Below are 21,711 nucleotides of genomic sequence, written 5' to 3'. Positions count from 1 at the left end.
CGAAGGGCAGGCCGGGGAGCTCGCCGTCGTGCTGTGTGTACCGCACTGCTGCGTGCCTACCGTCCGAGGATCAGGCTCATGGCCTCGGCACGCGTGGCGCCGTCACGCATCTGGCCGCGCACCGCCGACGTCACGGTCCGCGAACCCGGCTTGCGGACGCCGCGCATGGACATGCACAGGTGCTCGCACTCGACCACGACGATCACACCGCGCGGCTCGAGGTGCTCGACCAGGGCGTCGGCGATCTGCGTCGTGAGCCGCTCCTGGACCTGGGGGCGGCGCGCGTAGACGTCGACCAGCCGGGCCAGCTTGGACAGCCCCGTGATGCGGCCGTCGGCGTTCGGGATGTACCCCACGTGAGCGACCCCGTGGAACGGCACCAGGTGGTGCTCGCACGTCGAGTACACCTCGATGTCCTTGACCAGCACCATCTCCTCGTGGCCGAGGTCGAACATGGTGGTCAGGACGTCGGCGGGCTCCTGGCGCAGTCCCCCGAAGATCTCGCGGTAGGCGCGGGCGACCCGTGCGGGGGTCTCCTGGAGGCCCTCGCGGTCCGGGTCCTCCCCCACGGCCAGGAGAAGCTCGCGCACTGCGGCGCGCGCCCGCTCCTCGTCGTACTCGGGGACGTCCGCCGCGGCCCGCAGGCCCTGCTCGACCCGTGCGGTCACGTCAGACCTGCCCGTCGTCGACCAGGCGGTCCGCAGGGACCTCGCTGATGCGCTCGGGCGGGAGCTCGTCGTTCGCGGCCGCGGCCTCGTCCTGCGGGACGACGATCGGCTCGCCCGACGGGTCCTTGGGCATGGCGGCCTTCTCGGCGTCGGTCAGGACCGGAGGACGGTGCGAGACGGCGCGCTGCTCGCTCGAGAGCCAGACCTCACGAGGGTCACGCTTGACGACCGGGGCGAAGATCTGCGCGAGCTCGGCCTGGTTCAGGGTCTCCTTCTCGAGAAGCTCCAGGACCAGGTGGTCCAGCACGTCGCGGTACTGGACGAGCACCTCCCAGGCCTCGTCGTGCGCGGCCTCGACGAACCGGCGCACCTCGTGGTCGACCGTGCCCGCGACCGACTCGGAGTAGTCGCGCGTGTGGCCCATGTCGCGGCCCATGAAGGGCTCCCCCGCGCCGGTGCCGAGCTTGATCGCCCCGACGCGCTCGCTCATGCCGTACTCGGTGACCATCTTCTTGGCGATCGCGGTCGCCTTCTCGATGTCGTTCGAGGCGCCCGTGGTCGGGTCGTGGAACACGAGCTCCTCGGCGACGCGGCCACCCATCGCGTAGGCGAGCTGGTCGAGCAGCTCGTTGCGCGTCGTGGAGTACTTGTCCTCGAGCGGCATGACCATGGTGTACCCCAGGGCGCGACCGCGCGGCAGGATCGTCACCTTGGTCACGGGGTCCGTGTAGCGCATGGCCGCGGCGACCAGGGCGTGACCGCCCTCGTGGTACGCCGTGATCTTCTGCTCCTTGACGTTCATCACGCGGGTCCGCTTCTGCGGGCCGGCGATGACGCGGTCGATCGCCTCGTCGAGGGCGCGGTCGTCGATGAGCTGGGCGCCCGAGCGCGCGGTGAGCAGCGCGGCCTCGTTGAGGACGTTGGCCAGGTCGGCGCCCGTGAAGCCGGGGGTGCGGCGGGCGACGGCGGCCAGGTCGATCTCGGGGACGATCGGCTTGCCCAGCGCGTGCACCGCGAGGATCGCCTCACGGCCCTTGAGGTCGGGGGCCTCGACCGCGATCTGCCGGTCGAAGCGGCCCGGGCGCAGCAGCGCGGGGTCGAGGATGTCGGGGCGGTTCGTCGCGGCGATGAGGATGACGTTGGTCTTGACGTCGAACCCGTCCATCTCGACGAGGAGCTGGTTCAGCGTCTGCTCGCGCTCGTCGTGCCCGCCGCCCATGCCGGCACCGCGGTGACGGCCCACGGCGTCGATCTCGTCGACGAAGATGATCGCCGGGGAGTTCTCCTTGGCCTGCTGGAACAGGTCGCGCACCCGGCTCGCACCGACGCCGACGAACATCTCGACGAAGTCGGAGCCCGAGATCGTGTAGAACGGCACGCCGGCCTCGCCCGCGACGGCGCGCGCCAGGAGCGTCTTGCCGGTCCCGGGAGGCCCGTACAGCAGCACCCCCTTGGGGATCTTCGCGCCCACGGCCTGGAACTTGTCGGGCTCGGCGAGGAACTCCTTGATCTCGTGGAGCTCCTCGACGGCCTCGTCCGCACCTGCGACGTCGGCGAACGTCACCTGCGGGGTGTCCTTGGACGCGAGCTTGGCCTTGGACTTGCCGAAGCCCATGACCTTGGAGCCGCCGCCCTGCATGCGGGACAGCAGGAACCAGAAGACGAGACCGATGATGAGGAACGGCAGGATGAGCGAGAGGGCCGACGCGAGGAACGAGGGACGCGCGATCTCGGAGTTGTAGCCCTTCGGGGGGTCCGCCTCCGTGACGGCGTTCACGACGGCCTCGCCCTGGGGTGCGACGTAGAAGAACTCCACGCTCTTGCCCTGGGACGTGCCGTCGACCTCGTAGTCCTCGGTGAGCGTCAGCTGGACGCGCTGGTCGCCGTCGACGATGAGGGCCTGCTCGACCTTGCCGTCCTGGAGGAGCTCGAGGCCCGTCGAGGTGTCGACACGGTGGACGCTGGGCCCGGACAACGCCATGAAGGCGATCCCGAGGATCGCCAGGCCCACGACGATCCAGATGATCGGTCCGCTGAGAATCTTCTTGATGTTCATCGGCGACGGGGACGATTCCCCGTATCCCTCCACTCGCGCAATGGTTCCGCCAGTGAAGTTACACGCACAACCTGGCAGTTGGCTGGTCTGTTCGCCCAGGGCGTTGCGTCGACGAGCGACGTCCGCAACGGGTGGCGGCCGGGGCCGCGGGCGGCCCGCGCGTGACGCGAGGAGGGCGCACGACGACGTGCCGTGGCCCCCTCCCCCCGTCCCCGCGCGGGCACGGTGGAGCGCGTCAGGACGAGTAGACGTGCGGGGCGAGCGTGCCCACGAACGGCAGGTTGCGGTACTTCTCCGCGTAGTCCAGGCCGTAGCCCACGACGAACTCGTTGGGGATGTCGAAGCCGATGTAGCGCACGTCGACCTCGGTCTTCGCGGCGTCGGGCTTGCGGAGCATCGCGGCGACCTCGACCGAGGCCGGGCCGCGGCTGCGCAGGTTCGACAGCAGCCACGACAGCGTCAGGCCCGAGTCGATGATGTCCTCGACGATGAGCACGTGACGGCCCGTCAGGTCGGCGTCGAGGTCCTTGAGGATGCGCACGACGCCCGAGGACTTGGTGCCCGACCCGTACGACGAGACGGCCATCCAGTCCATCTCGACGTCGTGGTGCAGCAGGCGCGCGAGGTCCGCCATGACCATGACGGCGCCCTTGAGCACGCCGACGAGCAGGAGGTCCTTGCCCGCGTAGTCGCGGTCGATCTGCTCGGCGAGCTCCACCAGCCTCCCGCGGAGCTGGTCCTCGGTGAGGAGGATGTTCTCGAGGTCGTTGCCGACGTCGGATGAGTCCACGGGTTTCACTCCTGTGCTGGTTCTGCTGGGGTCTCGGCGGGCACGGTTCGCTCGGGCGAGGGGGTACGCGCGGGCCGTAGGAAGAGTCTCCCACGGGTCCGCAGTGCCCGAAGGTCTCCCGGCAGGTGTGCGGGTCCCTGGCCGCGCCAGTCGGTGATCATCGCGTCGAGCGCCGCGACGTGGCTCGCGAAGAGAGATCCGGCAGGGCTCCCGGCCTCGGCCGCGGCCCGTCGCAGCGCCCGACGGCGGAGCGCGGCCGGGGCGGACCGCAGCACCTCGGTGTCGAGCACCACAGGAGCGACGCGCGGGCGCGGCCCCGCGTCGGCAGGCTCGACGACGCGCGCGTCGTCGAGCAGCCGGCCCGCGAGCTCGTCGAGCAGGTCGGCGTCCTCGCGGAGCAGGTCGGCGGTCCGGGCGAGGGTGACCGCGACGCCCGGTCCGAGCACGTCCTCGAGGACGGGGAGGACACGTGCACGCACCTGCGAGCGCAGGGGCAGGGCCACGGCGGGCAGCGTGGCCGGGCCGCCCGGGTCCGCCGCGCTCGCGACCGGCGTGGCGCCCTGGGACCGGACGGGACCCTGGGACGGGGCGACGTCGGGCGCTCCGTTCGTCGGATCGGTCCACCAGGCCAGCCCGTTCGCGGTGCACACGTCCTCGGTGTCGGTCCGCCGCAGCCCCAGGAACGGACGCCGGTACGTCCCGCGGACGGCGGCCATGCCCGCGAGGGACCGGGCCCCCGACCCGCGCGCGAGCCCCAGCAGGACGGACTCGGCCTGGTCGTCCAGGGTGTGCCCCAGCAGGACCGCCGCGGCACCCGTCCGGTGAGCGACGTCGTCGAGCACGGCGTAGCGCGCGCGGCGCGCCGCCGCCTCCAGCCCGCCAGCGCCCGTGACCTCGACCCGCCGGACCTCGACCGGGTCGAGCCCGAGCGCGCTGCACTGCGCCGCCGCGACGGCAGCGACCTCCGCGCTGCCGTGCTGGAGCCCGTGGTCGACCACGACGGCCCCCGCACGCAACCCGTCGCGCGAGGCGACGAAGGCCGTCGCGGCCGCGAGCGCGAGCGAGTCCGCACCGCCCGAGCAGGCCACGAGCACGAACGCACCGGGCCCGAGGTCGTGGACCGCGCTGCGCACCGCGCGACGCGCCGCCGCCTCGGCAGGACGAGGACCGACCACGGGCGCGTCAGCCGTGGACCCGGCGCACCCAGGCCCCGGGGTCGGCGATCTCGCGGGCGGCAGGCAGGTGCTCGGGGGTCGACCACACCGCGTTGAGCCCGTCGCGCCCCACCTGCCTCTCGACCGCGCGCACGAACGCCGCACCGTCGCGGTACTGGGCGAGCTTGGCGTCCATCCCGAGGAAGCGGCGCAGCACCGTGTCGAGCGTGCTGCTGCCCTGCCCGTCGCGGCGCGCCTCGAACTGCGCCCGGATCCGGCGCACGGTGGGGACGGTCGCACGCCCGACGGCGTCCATCATGACGTCGGCGTGCCCTTCCAGGAGGGCCATGACCGCAGACACCTCCGCGAGCGAACGCTGCTGGTCGGACGTGAGCAGCCCGTGGGCGACCCCGCCCTCCTGCCCGCGCACGGCCCGCAGGACGACCCGGCCGGCCGTCGCGAGCTTGTCGCGCAGACGCGCCTCGGCGAGCTGCCGCGAGGACTCCGAGAGACCGACGAGCAGCTCGCGGGCCGAGGCCCGAAGATGCTCCGCGAGCCACGGGGCCGCCGCGAACTGGAGCGCATGCGTCTGCTCGTGCAGGCACACCCACAGACGGAAGTCCGCCGGGACCAGGTCGAGGTCGCGCTCGAGCTGCAGGACGTTCGGGGCGACCAGGAGCAGGCGTCCGGGGTCAGCCGGACCGTGCGCGCTGTACGGGTCGAACTGACCCAGGACGCGGCTCGAGAGCGCCGCCAGGACCGCTCCCACCTGGGCCGCCCCGACGAGCGCCGTGGTCGCCGAGACGGGCTTGTCGCCGGCGCCGGTGAGCGACTCCGCGACACCGTCCGTCAGGCTCGCCATGACCTCGGTGTTGGCCCTCGCCCACCGCGACCGGTCGACGACGAAGACCTGCGAGAGGGCCGCGGTCGGGTCACCGGTCGCCTCGGCGCGCGAGACGCTCCCGCTCGGCACCATGCGCGTGACGCGCAGGACGTGCGGCACCGCGGCCGACGCCGCCTCGCGCAGGCCCTCCACGAGCGCAGCGAGCTCGTCGCGCGAGGCGGTCGGCCCGGGGGGCGCGACCCGGGCGGCGATCTGCGCGGCAGAGGTCCAGTCGACGAGCGGCGCGCCGACCACGGAAGACGTCATCGCCCCACCGTAGCCGGTGAGCGCGAACGGTCACCGTCGGGGTGCGGGAGCGTCACCGTCGGCGGGCGGGAACGTCACCCTCGGCGGGCGGGCGTCAGTCCTCCGCGCCCACCAGGCTCCCGACGAACCCGTCCATGAGCAGGCGCGCGCCGTACGTGGCGCCGTCGGGCACGGCGTCCGCGAGCAGCACGAACACGAGCTGGCGGTCCTGCGCCGTGACGACCGTCCCCGCGAGCGACGTGACGTTCGGCAGGCTCCCCGTCTTGGCCCGGACCACGCCCCGGCCGGGTGAGGAGAGGTAGCGGTCGTCGAGCGTGCCGGACAGCCCGGCGACAGGCAGCCCGACCGCACCGGCGCGCAGTCCCGGCTGCTCCGGGTCGGCCAGGAGGTCGACCACCGCGGCGAGCTGCGCGGCCGAGACCGCGGACCCGTCCCCGAGCCCCGAGCAGTCCGCGAGGACGGCGCCCGTCAGGTCCACCCCGAGGCGCGACACGCTCGCGGCCACGGCCTGCGTGGCGCCGTCGGACGTCGCGGGCAGCCCCGCGTCGATCGCGACGAGGCGACCCACGACCTCGGTGATGGTGTTGTCCGAGTGCTCGAGGAAGTACGCGACGATCTCGCTCAGCGGTGCGGACTCGACCGACCCGATCACCCTGGCCGCCGAGGCGGACTCACCACGGACGGGAGCGCCCTCGACCGTGATGCCCAGCTCGGTGAGGCGCGCCGCGAGCACCTCCGCCGCGGCGAGCGACGGGTCGGCGCTGCGCCTGGCGTACTCCGCGTCGCTGAGGCGGGCGATGTCGACCGCGACCGAGGTCACGGGGGCGATGTAGCCCGCCGTCACGTTGCCGGGGAACACCGCGGGGCTGACCGGGGGGCCGGTGAAGTAGCGGTCGTCGACCACGAGGCGCACGGTCGTCCGCCCGGTGAGCGTGAGCTCGCCCGCGACCTGCGTCGCCAGGTCCGCCATCCCTGCCCGGCCGTTGACGGCCAACGGATCGCCCGCACCGGCCGCGAGCATCATGTCGCCGCCACCGACGAGGGCGATCGTGCCGGGGTCGACCTCGACGACCTTCGTGGTGAGCGTCACCTCGGGCCCCGGGGAGGCGAGGGCCGCGGCCGCCGTGAGGACCTTCTGGGTCGAGGCCGGGACCATGAGGGTGTCGGCGCCGTTCTGCGCGAGCACCTCGCCCGTGATCCGGTCCATCACGACACCGCCCACCCGGCTGCCGAGCCGCGGGTCCTCGACCAGCGCGTCGAGCGAGGCGGAGATCTCCGCGGCGTCGGGCAACGGGGCCGACTCGTCCAGGACCGGGAGCGTCTGTGCAGGTGACGCCGAGTCGACGGCACCGGGAGGGCTCGGGAAGGGCGCGGCGGGGGCCACAGCGGGGGCCGTCGTCAGGACACCGGGAACGACGTCGTACGCGTCCGCCGTCAGGTAGCCGCCCGCGAGGACCACCACGATCCCCGCGGTGATCCCGGTGCGTGCAGCCCAGCCCATCTCGTCCCTCTTCCCGCCTGCCGTCGACGCCCGGAGGGCGTCGCTCACGTGCGCATTATCACCCAGAAGCGCGGAGTCCTCGGGGTCCGGCCACCGCCGACCCGGGCCGTTCGTGTCACACTAGAGGGCGCATGCTGGCCTGGAACCTCGTGGTCCACACCACCCGGCCGGGTTCACCGGCCGCGACGGCCGGGGCCGCGTGCGCACGACAGCCGATTCACGACCGCCACACCGCGACCGAGCGGGTGAGCCGGTTCAACTGGAGGAGAACAGTGGAGTTCGACGTCACGATCGAGATCCCGAAGGGCCAGCGCAACAAGTACGAGGTCGACCACGCGACCGGTCGCATCCGTCTTGACCGCATGCTGTTCACCTCGACGCGCTACCCGGACGACTACGGCTTCATCGAGGGCACCCTGGGTGAGGACGGCGACCCGCTGGACGCCCTGGTCCTCCTCGAGGAGCCCACGTTCCCCGGCTGCCTGATCCGCTGCCGCGCGCTCGGCATGTTCCGCATGCGCGACGAGGCCGGCGGCGACGACAAGGTCCTGTGCGTCCCCACGGGCGACCAGCGTGCGGCCTGGCGCCAGGACATCGACGACGTGTCGGACTTCCACCGTCTCGAGATCCAGCACTTCTTCGAGGTCTACAAGGACCTCGAGCCGGGCAAGTCCGTCGAGGGCGCCCACTGGACCGGTCGCGCCGAGGCCGAGGCCGAGATCGAGCGCTCCATCCAGCGCGCGATCGACAGCGGGTACCACACCCCCGGTCACTGACGACGCTTCTCGTCGGACGCACCGCACCGACGGCGGACGAAGGCCCGGTCCCCTCAGGGGGACCGGGCCTTCGTCCGTGGTGGCTCGTGCGGGCCCCGGTCAGGGGCCACGGTCAGGCACAGGTCAGGGGCGACCCGCGTACGGCATGGTGTTCGTCCAGCGCACCGCTGTGATCCGGACGGGCACCCCGGGCTGCGAGGCCTCGATCATCTGGCCGCCGCCCGCGTAGATCGCGACGTGCCAGATCGTGCTCGGGTCCTGAGTGTTCCGGCCGTAGAAGATGAGGTCCCCGGGGCGGAGCTGGTCGTAGCCGACCTTCGCCACCTTCGCGTACTGCGAGCGGGAGGTCCGGGTGATGTTGACGCCCGCGCTCGACCACGCCTGCGACGTGAGCCCCGAGCAGTCGTACGCGGGGCCGTTGCCGCCCCAGAGGTAGTCGGCGCCGATCTTGGAACGAGCCCAGTCGACCGCGGCCTGGCCCTTGGCCGCCCCCGACCCCGGGGGCGTCACGGGCGGAGTGACCGGCGGGGTCACGGGCGGAGTGACCGGCGGGGTCACGGGCGGAGTGACCGGCGGTGTCACCGGGGGCGTCACAGGTGGTGTGACGGGCGGAGTCACGGGCGGGGTCACCGGCGGCGTCACGGGCGGAGTCACCGGCGGGCTCACCGGCGGCGCGACGCTGCCCCCGCCCGACGGCGGAGCGGTCGTCCCCGACCCGCCCGCACCGGGCGACGGCACGCTCTGGCCACCACGGTCGCCCTGCGCCTGCGCCTCGGCCGCCGCCCGGCGCTCGGCGTCCAGGGCGTCCTGGCGCGCGCGTTCCTCCTCGACGGTCGTGGCCCGTGCTGCCGCGAGGTCCGCGAGGAGCTCGTCACGGCGCGCGGTGGCGGCACGCACCGCTCCGTCGATCCCCTGCTGTGCCTCGAGGGCGGTGGTCAGGGTCTGGTCGGCACGCTCGCTGGCGGCGGCCCGTTCCTCCTGGGCCGCGACCGACCGGGCCCGTGCGGCGTCCGCGAGGGCGCGTGCGGTGCGGTGCCCGTCGGCGACGGCCTGGACCTTGCGGCCCGTGAGCCGCCCGGCCTGCTCGGACGCGACGATCTGGTCGAGCTCGTCGGCGTCGAGCACGACACGCAGCGCGTCGAGGGAGCCGCCGGACTGACGCGACGCGCGGTACGTGGCCCCCATGGCGGACCGCGCTCCGGCCTCTCCGGCCTCGGCCTCGTCGAGCGCGGCCTGCGCGGCCTCGACCTCGGCCTTCGCGGCCTCGAGCTCCATCTGCGCGTCGGTGGCGTCCTCGGCGGCGAGCCCCGCGCGCATCCAGGCGTCGTCCCGCTGCCCGGCGAGGACCGCGAGGTCGGCCTCGATCTGGGCCACGCGCTGGTTGACCGAGCGTTCGTCCTGCTGGGTCGAACCGGAGCCGTCGTCGGCAGGATCGGCCACCGCGATCGGGGCGACCCCGCCGGTGAGCGTGACGGTCAGGGCCGCGACGACCGCGAGCCGACCCGCAACACGGGGTGCACCGGTCTCCTGGGGTGAGCGACGCCGTCGGGCGGGTGCTGCCTGCTGGGGGGAAGGGTGTGAGATCGTCACGCTCCTCCTATGCGTCGTCGGGACGAGTCGGCCGGACCGGTGGCCGCGGGCCACGATCGCGGCCGACGTCCAGTCTCTCCGGCGGCCCCCGGGGAGGCGACCCGGCACACGGGTGAACAGGGGGTGCCCCTGGGTGAAGATCGACCTCTTGAGTCTCGCATGGCGAGATGGGGGTATCGCCGGATGAGATGCCGACCTACTCTCGGGACATGACCTGCCGCCGAATGTGTAGCTGACCCCCAGCGCACGTTCGCCTGCCCTGCGGGCGGCACCCGGACGCACCTCGGACCGGCGACCTGACGACGACCGTCAGCCGCAGCCCCCGACGTCCGGCCGGACCCGCCCACCGCGTGCGCACCAGTCCCCCACTGCCCCGCCGCGGACCGCCCCGGAACCAGGCCACCGGACGCACCTGCGGCTCCCTCCCCCGCACCCCCAAGGAGCCACCATGAGCACCGAGCCCCGCTGGTCCTTCGAGACCCGCCAGATCCACGCCGGCCAGACGCCCGACCCCACCACCGGGGCCCGCGCGCTGCCGATCTACCAGACCACGTCGTTCGTCTTCCCCGACGCGGGCGTCGCCGCCGACCGCTTCGCCCTCAAGGACCTCGGCCCCATCTACACGCGCATCGGCAACCCGACGGCCGAGGTCGTGGAGAACCGCATCGCCAACCTCGAGGGCGGCGTCGGTGCCCTGCTCCTCGCGTCGGGCCAGGCCGCGACGACGTTCGCGATCCTCAACGTCGCCGAGGCAGGCGACCACGTCGTGGCGAGCCCGTCGCTGTACGGCGGCACGTACAACCTGCTCCAGTACTCGCTCGCCAAGCTCGGCGTCGAGACCACGTGGGTGAGCGACCCGCACGACCCGCAGGCATGGCGCGACGCGGCCCGCCCGAACACCAAGGCGTTCTTCGCCGAGACCATCCCCAACCCGAAGGCCGACGTCCTCGACATCGAGGCCGTCGCCGCCGCGGCGCACGAGGTCGGCGTCCCGCTCATCGTCGACAACACCGTCGCGACGCCCTACCTGCTGCGCCCCATCGAGTTCGGCGCGGACATCGTCATCCACTCCGCGACCAAGTACCTCGGCGGGCACGGCTCGGCGATCGGCGGCGTGATCGTCGACTCCGGGAACTTCGACTTCTCGAAGGACCCCGAGCGGTTCACGAACTTCAACACCCCCGACCCCAGCTACAACGGGATCGTGTACGCCCGCGACCTCGGCGTCGACGGCATCCTCGGCGCGAACCTCGCCTACATCCTCAAGGCACGCGTCCAGCTCCTGCGGGACCTCGGATCGGCGATCTCGCCGTTCAACGCGTTCCTCATCGCCCAGGGCATCGAGACCCTGTCGCTGCGCGTCGAGCGCCACGTCGAGAACGCCAAGACCGTCGCGGCGTGGCTCGAGTCGCGCGACGACGTCGTGTCCGTGGGCTACGCAGGCCTCCCGTCGAGCCCCTGGTACGCCAACGCGCAGAAGTACACGCCGCGCGGCGCGGGCGCGATCGTCACGTTCGAGCTCGACGGCGGCGCCGACGCCGGGCAGGCGTTCGTGTCCGCGCTCACGCTCCACTCGAACGTCGCCAACATCGGCGACGTCCGCTCGCTCGTCATCCACCCGGCGTCCACGACGCACGCGCAGCTCAGCCCCGAGGAGCAGGTCAAGGCCGGCGTCACGCCGGGCCTCGTCCGCCTGTCCGTCGGGATCGAGCACGTCGACGACATCCTCGCGGACCTCGAGGCAGGGTTCACCGCCGCGAAGGCCGCACTGGGGTCCGACGCCGCGACCGCTGCCTCGGTCGCGGCGGAGTAGGGCACCGGGACACGCGATGACGATTCTGGACGGCCGGGGCGCGCCCGGTGCCCCGGCCGTACAGTGGGCGACGATGACTCCTCCGGCTCCCCCCGCGTCCCCGCGCCCGCTGCGCGGGTCGGACTCGCGCGCCCGGGCCAAGGCGCCCGTCCCGGCCTCGGCCGCGTGGCGCGAGGGGGACGACGCCGGGGACCGTCGCTTCGCCGACGTCGGCACGTTCGACCTCGAAGCCGGTGGACGGCTCCCGGACGTGCGCGTGGCGTACGAGACCTGGGGCACGCTCGCCCCCGACGGGTCCAACGCCGTGCTCGTGCTGCACGCGCTGACCGGGGACTCGCACGTCGTCGGCCCGGCCGGACCCGGCCACCTGTCCGCGGGCTGGTGGGAGGCGATGGTCGGGCCGGGCGCCCCCATCGACACCGACCGGTACTTCGTCGTCGCGCCCAACGTGCTCGGCGGTTGCCAGGGCACCACGGGCCCGGCGTCGGACGGGCCGGACGGCCGCCCCTGGGGCGGGCGCTTCCCGCGCGTGACGACCCGCGACCAGGTCGCCGTCGAGATCGAGCTCGCACGCGCCCTCGGCATCTCGTCGTGGGAGCTCGTGATCGGGGCGTCCATGGGCGGGCTGCGCGTGCTCGAGTGGGCGATCCTCGGCCCCGAGGCCGGTATCACGGTCGAGTCGGTCGCGGTCATCGCGTCGGGCGCCCAGACGTCTGCCGACCAGATCGCGTGGGCGCACCCCCAGCTCGGCGCGATCCGCGCCGACCCGCAGTACCGCGGCGGCGACTACTACGACGTGCCCGACGACCAGGGCCCCCACGTGGGCCTCGGCATCGCCCGGCAGATCGCGCACGCGACCTACCGCAGCGCCCGCGAGCTCGACGAGCGCTTCGGCCGCCTGCCGCAGGGCGGCGAGGACCCGTTCACCGACGGCCGCTACGCCGTCCAGTCCTACCTGGACCACCACGGCGACAAGCTCTCGCGCCGCTTCGACGCGAACTCCTACGTCGTGCTGACCGAGTCCATGCTGACGCACGACCTGGGTCGCGACCGCGGCGGCGTCGACGCCGCCCTGGGGCAGATCACGGCCCGCGCGCTCGTCGTGGCCGTCGACACCGACCGCCTGTTCCTCCCCGAGCACTCCGCACGGATCGCCCAGGGCATCCCGGGCGCGCAGCCGCTGCGTCTTCTGCACTCGGAGTTCGGGCACGACGGGTTCCTCATCGAGTTCGACCAGCTCGGGCCCATGGTCACGCAGTTCCTCGGGGAGCGCGCGCAGGTCTGAGGACGATGTGCGCCCCGCCCCGGACGTCCACCCCTCGCACCGCACGTGACGCCGCGCCCCGCACCCGGCACGATGTCCCCATGACCGCAGACCTGGCCGAGGCCACCGCAGCCCTCCGTACCCAGTGGGACCGCCTCGAGAGGTGGCTCGGGTCGCTCGACGACACCCTGGACGACGCGGTCGACCAGCCCAGCGTCCTGGCGGGCTGGACCGTGGGCGAGCTCGTGTCCCACCTCGGCCGTGCCATGGACGCGCTCGTGGCCGCGGGCCCGGTCGCCCCCGGCACCAACCCGCTCACGCTCGCCGAGTACCTCGGCACCTACCCCGAGCGCGCCGAGCAGATCGCCCAGGTCACCCGCGCCCTCGACGAGGAGATCGCGGCGGACCGGCTGACCGCCGTGTCGGGGTACGCGCGGCGCGCGTTCGCACGTCTCGACGAGCTCGCCCCGACCGAGACCGTGGTCCAGGCCCGCCGCGGCCCCATCACGCTGCGCGACATGGTGGTCTCGCGCCTCGTCGAGCTCGTCGTGCACGCCGACGACCTGGAGCGCAGCCTGCCGGGCGTCGCCGAGAAGGCCGTCGACCGCGGCGCGCTGGACCTGGTCGCCGCGGAGCTGCTGCGCATCGTCGTGGCGCGCGGCGGCTGGAGCCTCGAGGTCGTCGACCCGCGCCTGTGGGTGCGCCTCGCGACGGGCCGCATCCCCTACGACGTCGACGACCTGGCCCGTGCGCTCGCACCGCTCCACACCTCGGACTCGGTCCCTGACCTGGGGCGCATGCTGCCGCTGCTCTGACCACGCCGCCGCGCCACAGGCGCGAGACGGGGCCGCCGCCCCAAGCGACCGAACTATGCTCGACCGGTGGTGAACGACGTGCGGGTGACGGTCCTGGCAGGCGGTGTGGGTGGCGCGAAGCTCGCTCACGGCATGGAGCTCGCGGGGGCCGACCTCACGGTCGTGGTCAACACGGCCGACGACGTCGAGCTGCACGGCCTCGCGATCAGCCCGGACCTCGACACCGTGACGTACACGCTCGCGGGCCTCGCCGACGACGTGCGCGGCTGGGGACTGGCCGGGGAGACCTACGCGACGCTCGACGCCCTGCGGCGCCTGGGCGAGGACACGTGGTTCACGCTGGGCGACAAGGATCTCGCGACGCACGTCGCACGCACGGCCCGCTTGCGCGCCGGGGCGACGCTGACCGAGGTCACCGCGCAGATCACGGGCTCGCTCGGGGTCCGCTCGCGCCTGCTCCCCATGACGGACGACCTCGTCGCGACCGTCGTCGAGACGGCCGACGGGTCGCTGGGCTTCCAGGAGTACTTCGTCGCCCGCCAGCACCGCGACGAGGTCCTGGGCCTGACGTTCGTCGGGGCCGAGCACGCGTCCCCCGCACCGGGCGTGCTCGACGCGGTCTCCGGTGCGGACCTGCTGGTGATCGCGCCGTCGAACCCGTTCCTGTCGATCGAGCCGATCCTGAGCGTGCCGGGCGTGCGCGACGCCCTCGCGGCCTCGGCGGCCCGCCGCGTCGCGGTGAGCCCGATCGTCGGCGGGCGCGCGCTCAAGGGCCCCGCGGCGTCGGTCCTCGCGAGCCTCGGGCACGACGTCTCGGCGCTCGGCGTCGCGCGCCTGTACGTGGGGCTGGTCGACGTCATGTGCATCGACGAGGCCGACCGCGACCTCGCGCCCGCGATCGAGGCCCTGGGCCTCGAGGTCCTCGTGACGGACACGGTCATGGGTGGGGCGCAGGGCCGCGAGCGCCTGGCGCGCGAGCTGCTCGCGGCATCGGCATGACGCCCGACGGCGCCGCTCACCCCACCGGTACGGGTGCGGCGGGTGCGTCCCCGGCCCGGCAGCGGGTGGTGGCCGTGGTGCCGCTGCGCGACGGTTCCTCGGGCAAGTCGCGGCTCGCGACCGTGCTCGACCCGGCCGAGCGCAGCCGGCTGATCGGGGTGCTCGCGCGGTACGTGGTCGGGACGCTGCTCGCGAGCGAGTCGGTGGAGCGGGTGCTCGTGGTGACGTCGGACCCTCGTTTTACGTGGCGCGCGCTGGGCAACCTGGCCGAGCCGGTTCCCCTGCCGAGGGTGACCGACCCACCTGCCGAGGGCGACGGCGACAACGCCGAGGGTGACGCTCCCGGTCGCCTCCAGATCGTCCTGCAGCCCGCGAGCCGTCCGGGGTTGAACGCCGCCCTCGACGTCGGGCGGGAGATCGTCGCGAGCCTCGTGGCCGACCCGGCGGGCGAGGCTGCCTGCGCCACGGCTGTGCGACCCGTCCGGCTCCTCGTCGCCCACGCCGACCTCCCGGCGCTCGCGACCGACGACGTCGAGGCCCTGCTCGCCGAGGACGCACCGGTCGTCGTCGCGACCGACCGAACCCGGTCGGGCACCAACCTCCTGGTGCTCGACGCCGACGCACCGTTCACGTTCCGCTTCGGTGTCGAGAGCCTCGAGGCGCACCTGGCCGAGGCCGAGCGCCGGGGCGTGCGCGCCGCCGTCGTGCAGCGGACCGGGACCGCGGTGGACCTCGACACGCTCGACGACTGGTCCGAGCTCCCCGCGGACGTACGAGCCCGCGACGAGCTCGCGGACCTGCACCGCGCGATCGACCGGTCCCACAGGGCCTGACCCCGTCAACCCGGTTGTCAGAACACGCGAGCACCAGAGGTCACGCTCGTTCTGACAACTCCTCGCAGGGTGCCGACGTGTCAGAACGAGCGAGCACTCCAGGTCACGCTCGTTCTGACAGGTGCACCCCGGCGACAGGTGCACCGCGGGCTCACCATCCGCCGCGGTGCACCACGTCCTCGAGCGGTCGGCGCGGGCGCCGCGTCGGCGACCCGCCCGACGGCGCAACGCCCGTCCCAGGTCCCCCCGCGCCCTCCCGGGGTGCCGGGTCCGCCGCATGCCCGACGGCGACCACCCCGGTCACCAGGAACTCGGCAGGCACCTCGAACGTCTCCCGCAGCGCCTCGACCTGTCCCGGCGGCACCCCGAAGAAGCACGCGCCCAGCCCCTCGTCGACCGCCGTCTGGAGCATGAGCAGCGACGCCATGCCCGCGTCGACGTGCCAGTACGGCACGTCCCACGGCGCGTCCCCCTCGCCCGCGGCCTGCGCCGCCGCGCGCGCCTTGTCGTCCTCGGCGTACCGCCGCAGGTACGCCTCGCGCGACGTCAGGACCACGACGACCACGGGGGCCGTCCGCATCCCTGCGAGCCACCGGCTCTCGCGGGCCCCGCGCGCGGCCCCGTCAGCCCCCTCGCCGCCGTCGCCCGGCCCGACCACTGCGCGCGGCGAGGTCGCGGACCAGAAGCGCGCGACGCCGTCGGGCGTGTCGAGGACGACGAACGCCCACCCCTGCGTGAAGCCCGCGTTGGGCGCACGGACCGCGTTGCGCAGCATGCGGTCCACGGCCTGCGGCGGGACGGGCTCGTCCGTGAAGCGTCGGACCATGCGGCGGCGGCGGACGACGTCCTGGAACTCCATGCCGACCATGCTGCCAGCCCGCAGCGCAGCCGCGCCCTCCCCGCGCGCCTCCGCTCCCCCGGTGCCACGATGCGTGAGTCGCGCCGTCGGCCACGACCTCGCACCACACCCCCGGCACCAGCCCGTCGCAGGAGAGGCCCAGCACGTGAGCGAAGCACGCAGGACGCCCGGCGCGGGGACCATCACGGTCGCCGCTCTCGCCGTCATGAACATCGTCGCGGTCGTGAGCCTGCGCGGGCTGCCGGCCGAGGCCGAGTACGGGCTCACGTCGACGTTCTACTACCTGTTCGCGGCGCTGTTCTTCCTGGCCCCCGTGGGGCTGGTCGCGGCCGAGCTCGCGACGGGCTGGCCCGAGGAGGGGGGCATGTTCCGCTGGGTCGGGGAGGCGTTCGGCAGCCGGTGGGGGTTCCTCGCGATCTTCATGGTGTTCATCGAGGGCTGCATCTGGTTCCCCACGATCCTCACGTTCGCCGCGGTCACGCTCGCCTACACGGGGGACGCCGCGGCGGCCCCGCAGGTGTCGAGCGACAAGGTGTTCGTGCTCGCGGTCGTGCTCGGGGTGTTCTGGCTCGCGACGCTCATCGCGCTGCGCGGCGTGGCGTCGTTCTCCCAGGTCGCGAAGTGGGGCGGCATCGTGGGGACGCTCGTGCCGGCCGCGCTGCTGATCGGGCTGGCCGCCGCGTACCTGGCGGGCGGCAACCCGTCGCAGGTCGAGCTCTCGTGGGGCGCGTTCGTGCCGGACCTGTCGAAGTTCTCCAACATCGTGCTGGCCGCGGGCATCTTCCTGTTCTACGCGGGCATGGAGATGAACGCGGTGCACGTGCGCTCGATCCGGAACCCGGTCCGCAACTACCCGATCGCGATCCTCGTGGCGGCGCTGGGGGCCGTCGTCGTGCTCGTGCTGGGGACGCTCGCGATCGCCGTGGTGATCCCGACGGGGCAGATCGACCTGACGCAGAGCCTGCTCACGGCCTTCAACACGCTGCTCGCCTGGGCGGGCATCGGGTGGGCCGGGCCGGTCCTCGCGGCGATGCTCGCCGTCGGGGTCCTCGCGGGCGTCGTGACCTGGGTCGCGGGCCCTGCGACGGGTCTGCTGTCGGTCGCGCGTGCGGGCTACCTGCCGCGCTGGTTCCACCGCACGAACCGGGCGGGCATGCCGTCGCGCATCCTGCTCGTCCAGGCTGCGGTCGTGACGGTCCTGTCGGTCATGTTCGTGATCCTGCCGTCGGTGCAGGCCGCGTACCAGCTCCTGAGCCAGCTCACCGTGATCCTGTACCTCGTCGCGTACGTGCTGATGTTCGCGGCCGTGATCGCCCTGCGCTACTCCCAGCCGGGCCGACCGCGGCGCTACCGCGTGCCCGGCGGCATCGTGGGCGTATGGGTCATCGGCGGGTGCGGGCTGCTCGCGGCGACGCTCGCCCTGGTCGTGAGCTTCGTGCCGCCCGCGCAGGTCGAGGTGGGCAGCCCGACGACGTACGTGGGTCTGCTCGTCGGCCTCAGCGTGGTCTTCGTCGCGCTGCCGTTCTGGGCGTACGCCGCGCGCAGGCCCTCGTGGCGCGACGAGTCCGCCGACTTCGCGCCGTTCACGTGGCAGGTCGGGGCCCGGGGGTCGGGGACCCGCAGCGCGGGGACGCAGGCCACGCCCCCGAGGGGTTGTCCTAGAGCCGCTCGGCGAGCAGCTCGACGAGCGCCTTGCCCTGCACGCCGCCGAGCTGGTCGGCCTGGGTGCGGCACGAGAACCCGTCGGCGAGGAAGATGTCGTTGGGCCCGGCGGCCCGCAGCGCGGGCAGGAGCGCGTTCTCCGCGACCGCCACGGACACGTCGTAGTGGCCCTTCTCCATGCCGAAGTTCCCGGCGAGGCCGCAGCACCCGGCGAGCGTGTCGATCGTGGCGCCGGCGCCGCGCAGCAGCTTCTCGTCGGCCTGGAAGCCCATGACGGAGTGCTGGTGGCAGTGCGGCTGGACGACGGCCGTGACGTCGGACAGGTCGGGGACCTGCCAGGTCTCGGGCGCGGGCCGGGTCTCGGGGCGCGTGAGGAGCTCGGCGACCGTGTGGGTGGCGCCCGCGACGGCCTTCGCGCGCGGGTCGTCGGGGAAGAGGTCGAGCAGGTCGGAGCGCAGCACCGCGGTGCACGAGGGCTCGAGCCCGACGATCGGGATCCCGTTGACCGCGAACGGCCCCAGGACCTGGAGCAGGTTCTCGAGGCGCTTGCGGGCGCCGTCGAGCTGGCCCGTGCTGATCCAGGTGAGGCCGCAGCAGGCCTGCTGGTCGGGCACGATCACGTCGTAGCCCGCGGCGTCGAGCACCGCGACCGCGGACTGCGGCACCGAGGGGGCGAGCGCGTCGCTGAACGAGTCGGTCCACAGCACGACCTGCGGCCGCTTGCCGGCCTGGGGCCGCCCGGGCGTCTGCCCGACGGCGAGCCCCGGTACCCCGTTCGTCGCGCCCCCGCGCTTCCACCACGTGCGGAAGGGGACCTCGGCGAACTTCGGCACCTCACGGCGCGGGTCCATGCCGCCGAGGCTGAGCACGAGCTTCGCGAGCGGCCGGATGCCGAGCACCGCGTTGACGACGCGCGGCATCATGCCTGCGAGGCGCGCCCAGCGCGGCAGCCAGCCCAGCGCGTAGTGGTTCATGGGGCGCAGCTTGCCCTGGTAGGTGCGGTGCAGGACCTCGGCCTTGTACTGGGCCATGTCGACGCCTGCGGGGCAGTCGGCCGAGCAGGCCTTGCACGACAGGCACAGGTCGAGCGAGTCACGGACCTCGGGCGACGTGAGGCCGCCCACGAGCGTGCCGTTGATCGCGTCCTGCAGCACGCGCGCCCGTCCGCGCGTGACGTCCTTCTCGTCCTTGGTCGCCTGGTATGAGGGGCACATGAACCCGCCCGACGCCGACGAGTCCGCACGGCACTTGCCGACGCCGACGCAGCGGTGCACGGCCTGGGTCATGTCGCCGTGGTCGTGGCTGAACGAGAAGCCGCCCCTGGTCGGCAGCACGGGCAGCGCCTGGGGGCGGCGCAGGTCCGCGTCGACCGCGTCGGGCCGCACGATCACCCCGGGGTTGAGGACGTCCTGCGGGTCGAACAGCGCCTTGACCTGCTCGAACAGCGAGATGGCGCCGGCCGAGTACATGACGGGCAGCAGCTCCGAGCGTGCGCGGCCGTCGCCGTGCTCACCGGACAGCGAGCCGCCGTACTTGGCCACGAGCTCGGCGGCCTCGGTCATGAAGGTGCGCAGCACCGAGCCCGACGACTCGAGCGGGATGTCGATGCGAAGGTGCACGCACCCGTCACCGAAGTGCCCGTACGGCAGGCCGTCGACGCCGTAGCGCGCCATGAGCGCGTCGAGGTCGCGCAGGTAGGCGCCCAGCTTCTCCGGGGGGACCGCGGAGTCCTCCCACCCCGGCCACGCCTGCTCGCCCGCAGGCGTGCGCCCGGCCAGCCCGGCGCCGTCGGCCCGGATCTGCCACATGGCGGTGGCGTCGGGACCGGCGGGCAGGATGCGCGTCGACGTCGACGCGGAGGCCGCGACGATCGCCTCGGCGTTCGCGTACGCCTCCTCGGGGGTCGCTCCCCCGACCTCGACCATCATCCAGCCACCGCCCGGCGGGAGCTCCGGGACCGAGCCGGCGCCCTTGGCGCGGCGCACCACGTCGACGAGGCGCGCATCGAGCCCTTCGACCGCGAGCGGGCTCAGCGACAGGAGGGCGGGGACGTCGTCGGCCGCCGTCGGCATGTCCTCGTAGGCGAGGACGACGAGCGTGGGCGCGCTCGGCACCGGGACCAGGGCGACCGTGGCCTCGAGGATCGTCACGAGCGTGCCCTCGCTGCCCACGAGGAACTTCGCGAGGTCCGAGCCGTTCTCCGGCAGCAGGTGCTCGACCGAGTACCCCGAGACCTGGCGACCGAACCGCCCGAACTCGGTGCGGATGAGCGCGAGGTTGTCCTGGACGAGCTTCGCGAGGCCCGGGACCGCGGCGAACGTCGGGTCGCCCTTGCCTGCGGTGAAGCGCCGGCCCGTGCCGTCGACCACGTCGAGCTCGACCACGTTGTCCGCGGTGCGCCCGTACGCGACCGCGTGCGGACCGCACGCGTTGTTGCCGATCATGCCGCCGAGCGTCGCGCGGTTCTGCGTCGACGGGTCGGGGCCGAAGCGCAGACCGTGCGGGGCTGCGGCCTTCTGGAGCGTCGACATGACGACACCCGGCTCGATGCGTGCCGTGCGCGCCTGCGGGTCGACCGACAGGACCCGGTTCACGTGCCGCGAGAAGTCGATCACGACGCCCGGGCCGATCGAGTTGCCCGCGACCGACGTGCCCGCGCCGCGCGCCGTGAGCGGCACACCCAGCTCGCGCGTCACGTCGAGCGTCGCCACGACGTCGTCGGTCGAGACCGGGAAGACGACCATCTCGGGGACGACGCGGTAGTTCGACGCGTCGGTCGAGTACTCGGCCCGGCGCCGCGTCGAGGAGTCGACGATGCCGCGCGTCGTGGTGCGCACCGCGGCCGCGATCGCCTCGCGCGCCGCGTCCGCCGCGCGCTCGGCCTCACGCTCCGCCTCCCGGAGGGCCGCGGACCGCGCGGCCTCCTCGGCGGCCGCCGCCTTCGCGGCGTGCTGGGCGTCCGCCTCCGTGCGCTCGGGCGGGACGGGGGCTCCTGCGGCGTCGAGTTCAGCAGTCACGTCGGCGATTCTCCCACCACTCCCGCAGGCCGCGGACGCGCGTCCGGGGAGTGTCAGGGATCGGGGGTCCCGCGTGGGACGGGGCTGGGGCAGGATGCCCGACGGCCGAACCTACCGCCTGGTCTCGTACCTGGTCAGGAGCACACCGCCGGGGAACGTCCGGGTCTCCACGAGGTCAAGGTCCACCCAGGCGTCCAAGGGCGTGAAGAACGGTGTGCCGCCGCCCACCAGGACCGGGTGGGTGACGATTACGTACTCGTCGACCAGCCCGGCCCGCATGACCGCCGCGGCGAGGGTGGCCCCGCCGACGTCCAGGGGACCGTCTGCCTCGGCCTTGAGCCGGGCGATCTCGGTGACGGCGTCGCCGCTGAACAGACGGGTGTTCCCGTCGACCTCGCTGATCGTCGAGGAGAACACCACCTTCGGCACGTCCCGCCAGCGACGGGCGAACTCGGCGTGCGCCGGCGTGACGCCGGGCTGCTGGTCAGCGGTCGACCAGTGGGGGCTCATGACCTCCCACAGGACGCGTCCGTACAGCGACAGGCCCGTCGCTCCCACGCGGTCGGACCACCACTGGAAGAGCTCGTCGCTCGGCACGCTCCAGCCGAGGTCGCCGCCGGGCGCGGCGACGTATCCGTCCAGGCTCGTGCTCATGGCGAACGTCAGCTTCCCCATGGTGTCGTCCTTCCAGGAGTCGGTGCTCGGTGTACTACAGACCATCACGGCGTGGAGAAGTCATCGACGTCCGCGCCACGAACCTGTCC

The 21,711-nt window shown here is 73.5% G+C and carries 16 protein-coding genes and 1 pseudogene; 7 read left to right on the top strand and 10 right to left on the bottom strand.

Annotation, left to right across the window (positions count from 1 at the left end):
- Positions 1 to 56: 56 nt before the first annotated feature.
- From folE to dacB, 6 genes are all read right to left on the bottom strand, one after another.
- On the bottom strand, positions 57 to 668 hold the full coding sequence (gene folE / locus IE95_RS0100730) for a GTP cyclohydrolase I FolE (RefSeq protein ID WP_420819374.1): 612 nt from the start codon (positions 666 to 668) through the stop codon (positions 57 to 59).
- 1 nt (position 669) lies between these two features.
- Entirely contained in the window at positions 670 to 2,724 is a 2,055-nt protein-coding gene (gene ftsH, locus IE95_RS0100725) for an ATP-dependent zinc metalloprotease FtsH (RefSeq protein WP_030144052.1), read from the bottom strand.
- Between the two features lie 235 nt (positions 2,725 to 2,959).
- On the bottom strand, positions 2,960 to 3,514 hold the full coding sequence (gene hpt / locus IE95_RS0100720) for a hypoxanthine phosphoribosyltransferase (protein WP_030144051.1): 555 nt from the start codon (positions 3,512 to 3,514) through the stop codon (positions 2,960 to 2,962).
- A 5-nt stretch (positions 3,515 to 3,519) separates the two neighbouring features.
- Complete coding sequence (tilS, locus tag IE95_RS0100715; protein WP_030144050.1) at positions 3,520 to 4,689, bottom strand: tRNA lysidine(34) synthetase TilS; 1,170 nt, start codon at positions 4,687 to 4,689, stop codon at positions 3,520 to 3,522.
- 7 nt (positions 4,690 to 4,696) lie between these two features.
- Positions 4,697 to 5,818, bottom strand: coding sequence for a zinc-dependent metalloprotease (locus IE95_RS0100710; RefSeq protein WP_030144049.1), 1,122 nt, complete (start codon positions 5,816 to 5,818; stop codon positions 4,697 to 4,699).
- 94 nt (positions 5,819 to 5,912) lie between these two features.
- Positions 5,913 to 7,367 (bottom strand): D-alanyl-D-alanine carboxypeptidase/D-alanyl-D-alanine endopeptidase, encoded by a 1,455-nt coding sequence (gene dacB, locus IE95_RS0100705; RefSeq protein ID WP_338068432.1) that lies wholly within the window; start codon positions 7,365 to 7,367, stop codon positions 5,913 to 5,915.
- A gap of 224 nt (positions 7,368 to 7,591) precedes the next feature.
- Here dacB and IE95_RS0100700 point away from each other — a divergent pair, with 224 nt between their 5' ends.
- Positions 7,592 to 8,095 carry an inorganic diphosphatase gene (locus IE95_RS0100700; protein ID WP_030144047.1) on the top strand — a complete coding sequence of 168 codons (504 nt, stop codon included), beginning with the start codon at positions 7,592 to 7,594 and terminating at the stop codon, positions 8,093 to 8,095.
- Between the two features lie 123 nt (positions 8,096 to 8,218).
- On the opposite strand, the gene IE95_RS0100695 is transcribed toward IE95_RS0100700, so the two are convergent.
- On the bottom strand, positions 8,219 to 9,685 hold the full coding sequence (locus IE95_RS0100695; protein ID WP_051702539.1) for a C40 family peptidase: 1,467 nt from the start codon (positions 9,683 to 9,685) through the stop codon (positions 8,219 to 8,221).
- A 448-nt stretch (positions 9,686 to 10,133) separates the two neighbouring features.
- Here IE95_RS0100695 and IE95_RS0100690 point away from each other — a divergent pair, with 448 nt between their 5' ends.
- The 5 genes from IE95_RS0100690 to cofC all read left to right on the top strand — a co-directional run bounded on the left by IE95_RS0100690 (position 10,134) and on the right by cofC (position 15,409).
- Positions 10,134 to 11,498: a bifunctional o-acetylhomoserine/o-acetylserine sulfhydrylase gene (locus tag IE95_RS0100690; protein WP_030144045.1), complete on the top strand. Its 1,365-nt coding sequence runs from the start codon at positions 10,134 to 10,136 to the stop codon at positions 11,496 to 11,498.
- Positions 11,499 to 11,571: 73 nt separating this feature from the next.
- Positions 11,572 to 12,783, top strand: coding sequence for a homoserine O-acetyltransferase MetX (gene metX, locus IE95_RS0100685; protein ID WP_036570265.1), 1,212 nt, complete (start codon positions 11,572 to 11,574; stop codon positions 12,781 to 12,783).
- 80 nt (positions 12,784 to 12,863) lie between these two features.
- Entirely contained in the window at positions 12,864 to 13,577 is a 714-nt protein-coding gene (locus IE95_RS0100680; protein WP_030144043.1) for a maleylpyruvate isomerase N-terminal domain-containing protein, read from the top strand.
- Positions 13,578 to 13,643: 66 nt separating this feature from the next.
- A complete protein-coding gene (gene cofD / locus IE95_RS0100675) occupies positions 13,644 to 14,576 on the top strand; it encodes a 2-phospho-L-lactate transferase (RefSeq protein ID WP_240666190.1) in 933 nt (310 codons plus the stop codon).
- Positions 14,573 to 15,409 carry a 2-phospho-L-lactate guanylyltransferase gene (gene cofC / locus IE95_RS0100670; RefSeq protein WP_084689650.1) on the top strand — a complete coding sequence of 279 codons (837 nt, stop codon included), beginning with the start codon at positions 14,573 to 14,575 and terminating at the stop codon, positions 15,407 to 15,409. The genes cofD and cofC overlap by 4 nt, the downstream gene beginning before the upstream one ends.
- A 151-nt stretch (positions 15,410 to 15,560) precedes the next feature.
- On the opposite strand, the gene IE95_RS0100665 is transcribed toward cofC, so the two are convergent.
- Positions 15,561 to 16,268: a nitroreductase family protein gene (locus tag IE95_RS0100665; protein WP_030144040.1), complete on the bottom strand. Its 708-nt coding sequence runs from the start codon at positions 16,266 to 16,268 to the stop codon at positions 15,561 to 15,563.
- On the opposite strand from IE95_RS0100665, the pseudogene gadC reads away from it, so the two are divergent.
- A pseudogene (gene gadC / locus IE95_RS20950) lies at positions 16,183 to 17,853 on the top strand (glutamine/gamma-aminobutyrate antiporter GadC); the annotation flags it as partial. The gene IE95_RS0100665 and the pseudogene gadC overlap by 86 nt on opposite strands.
- A 73-nt stretch (positions 17,854 to 17,926) precedes the next feature.
- Here the strand turns inward: gadC and IE95_RS0100655 are convergent.
- Positions 17,927 to 20,779 (bottom strand): FAD-binding and (Fe-S)-binding domain-containing protein, encoded by a 2,853-nt coding sequence (locus tag IE95_RS0100655; RefSeq protein WP_030144038.1) that lies wholly within the window; start codon positions 20,777 to 20,779, stop codon positions 17,927 to 17,929.
- A 279-nt stretch (positions 20,780 to 21,058) separates the two neighbouring features.
- Entirely contained in the window at positions 21,059 to 21,622 is a 564-nt protein-coding gene (locus IE95_RS0100650; protein ID WP_030144037.1) for a dihydrofolate reductase family protein, read from the bottom strand.
- Positions 21,623 to 21,711 lie beyond the last annotated feature (89 nt).

It is taken from the genome of Oerskovia turbata (assembly GCF_000718325.1).
Taxonomy (GTDB): domain Bacteria; phylum Actinomycetota; class Actinomycetes; order Actinomycetales; family Cellulomonadaceae; genus Oerskovia; species Oerskovia turbata.
Note: the sequence above shows the minus strand (reverse complement) of the source record. Positions and strands in the feature narration are given on the sequence as shown.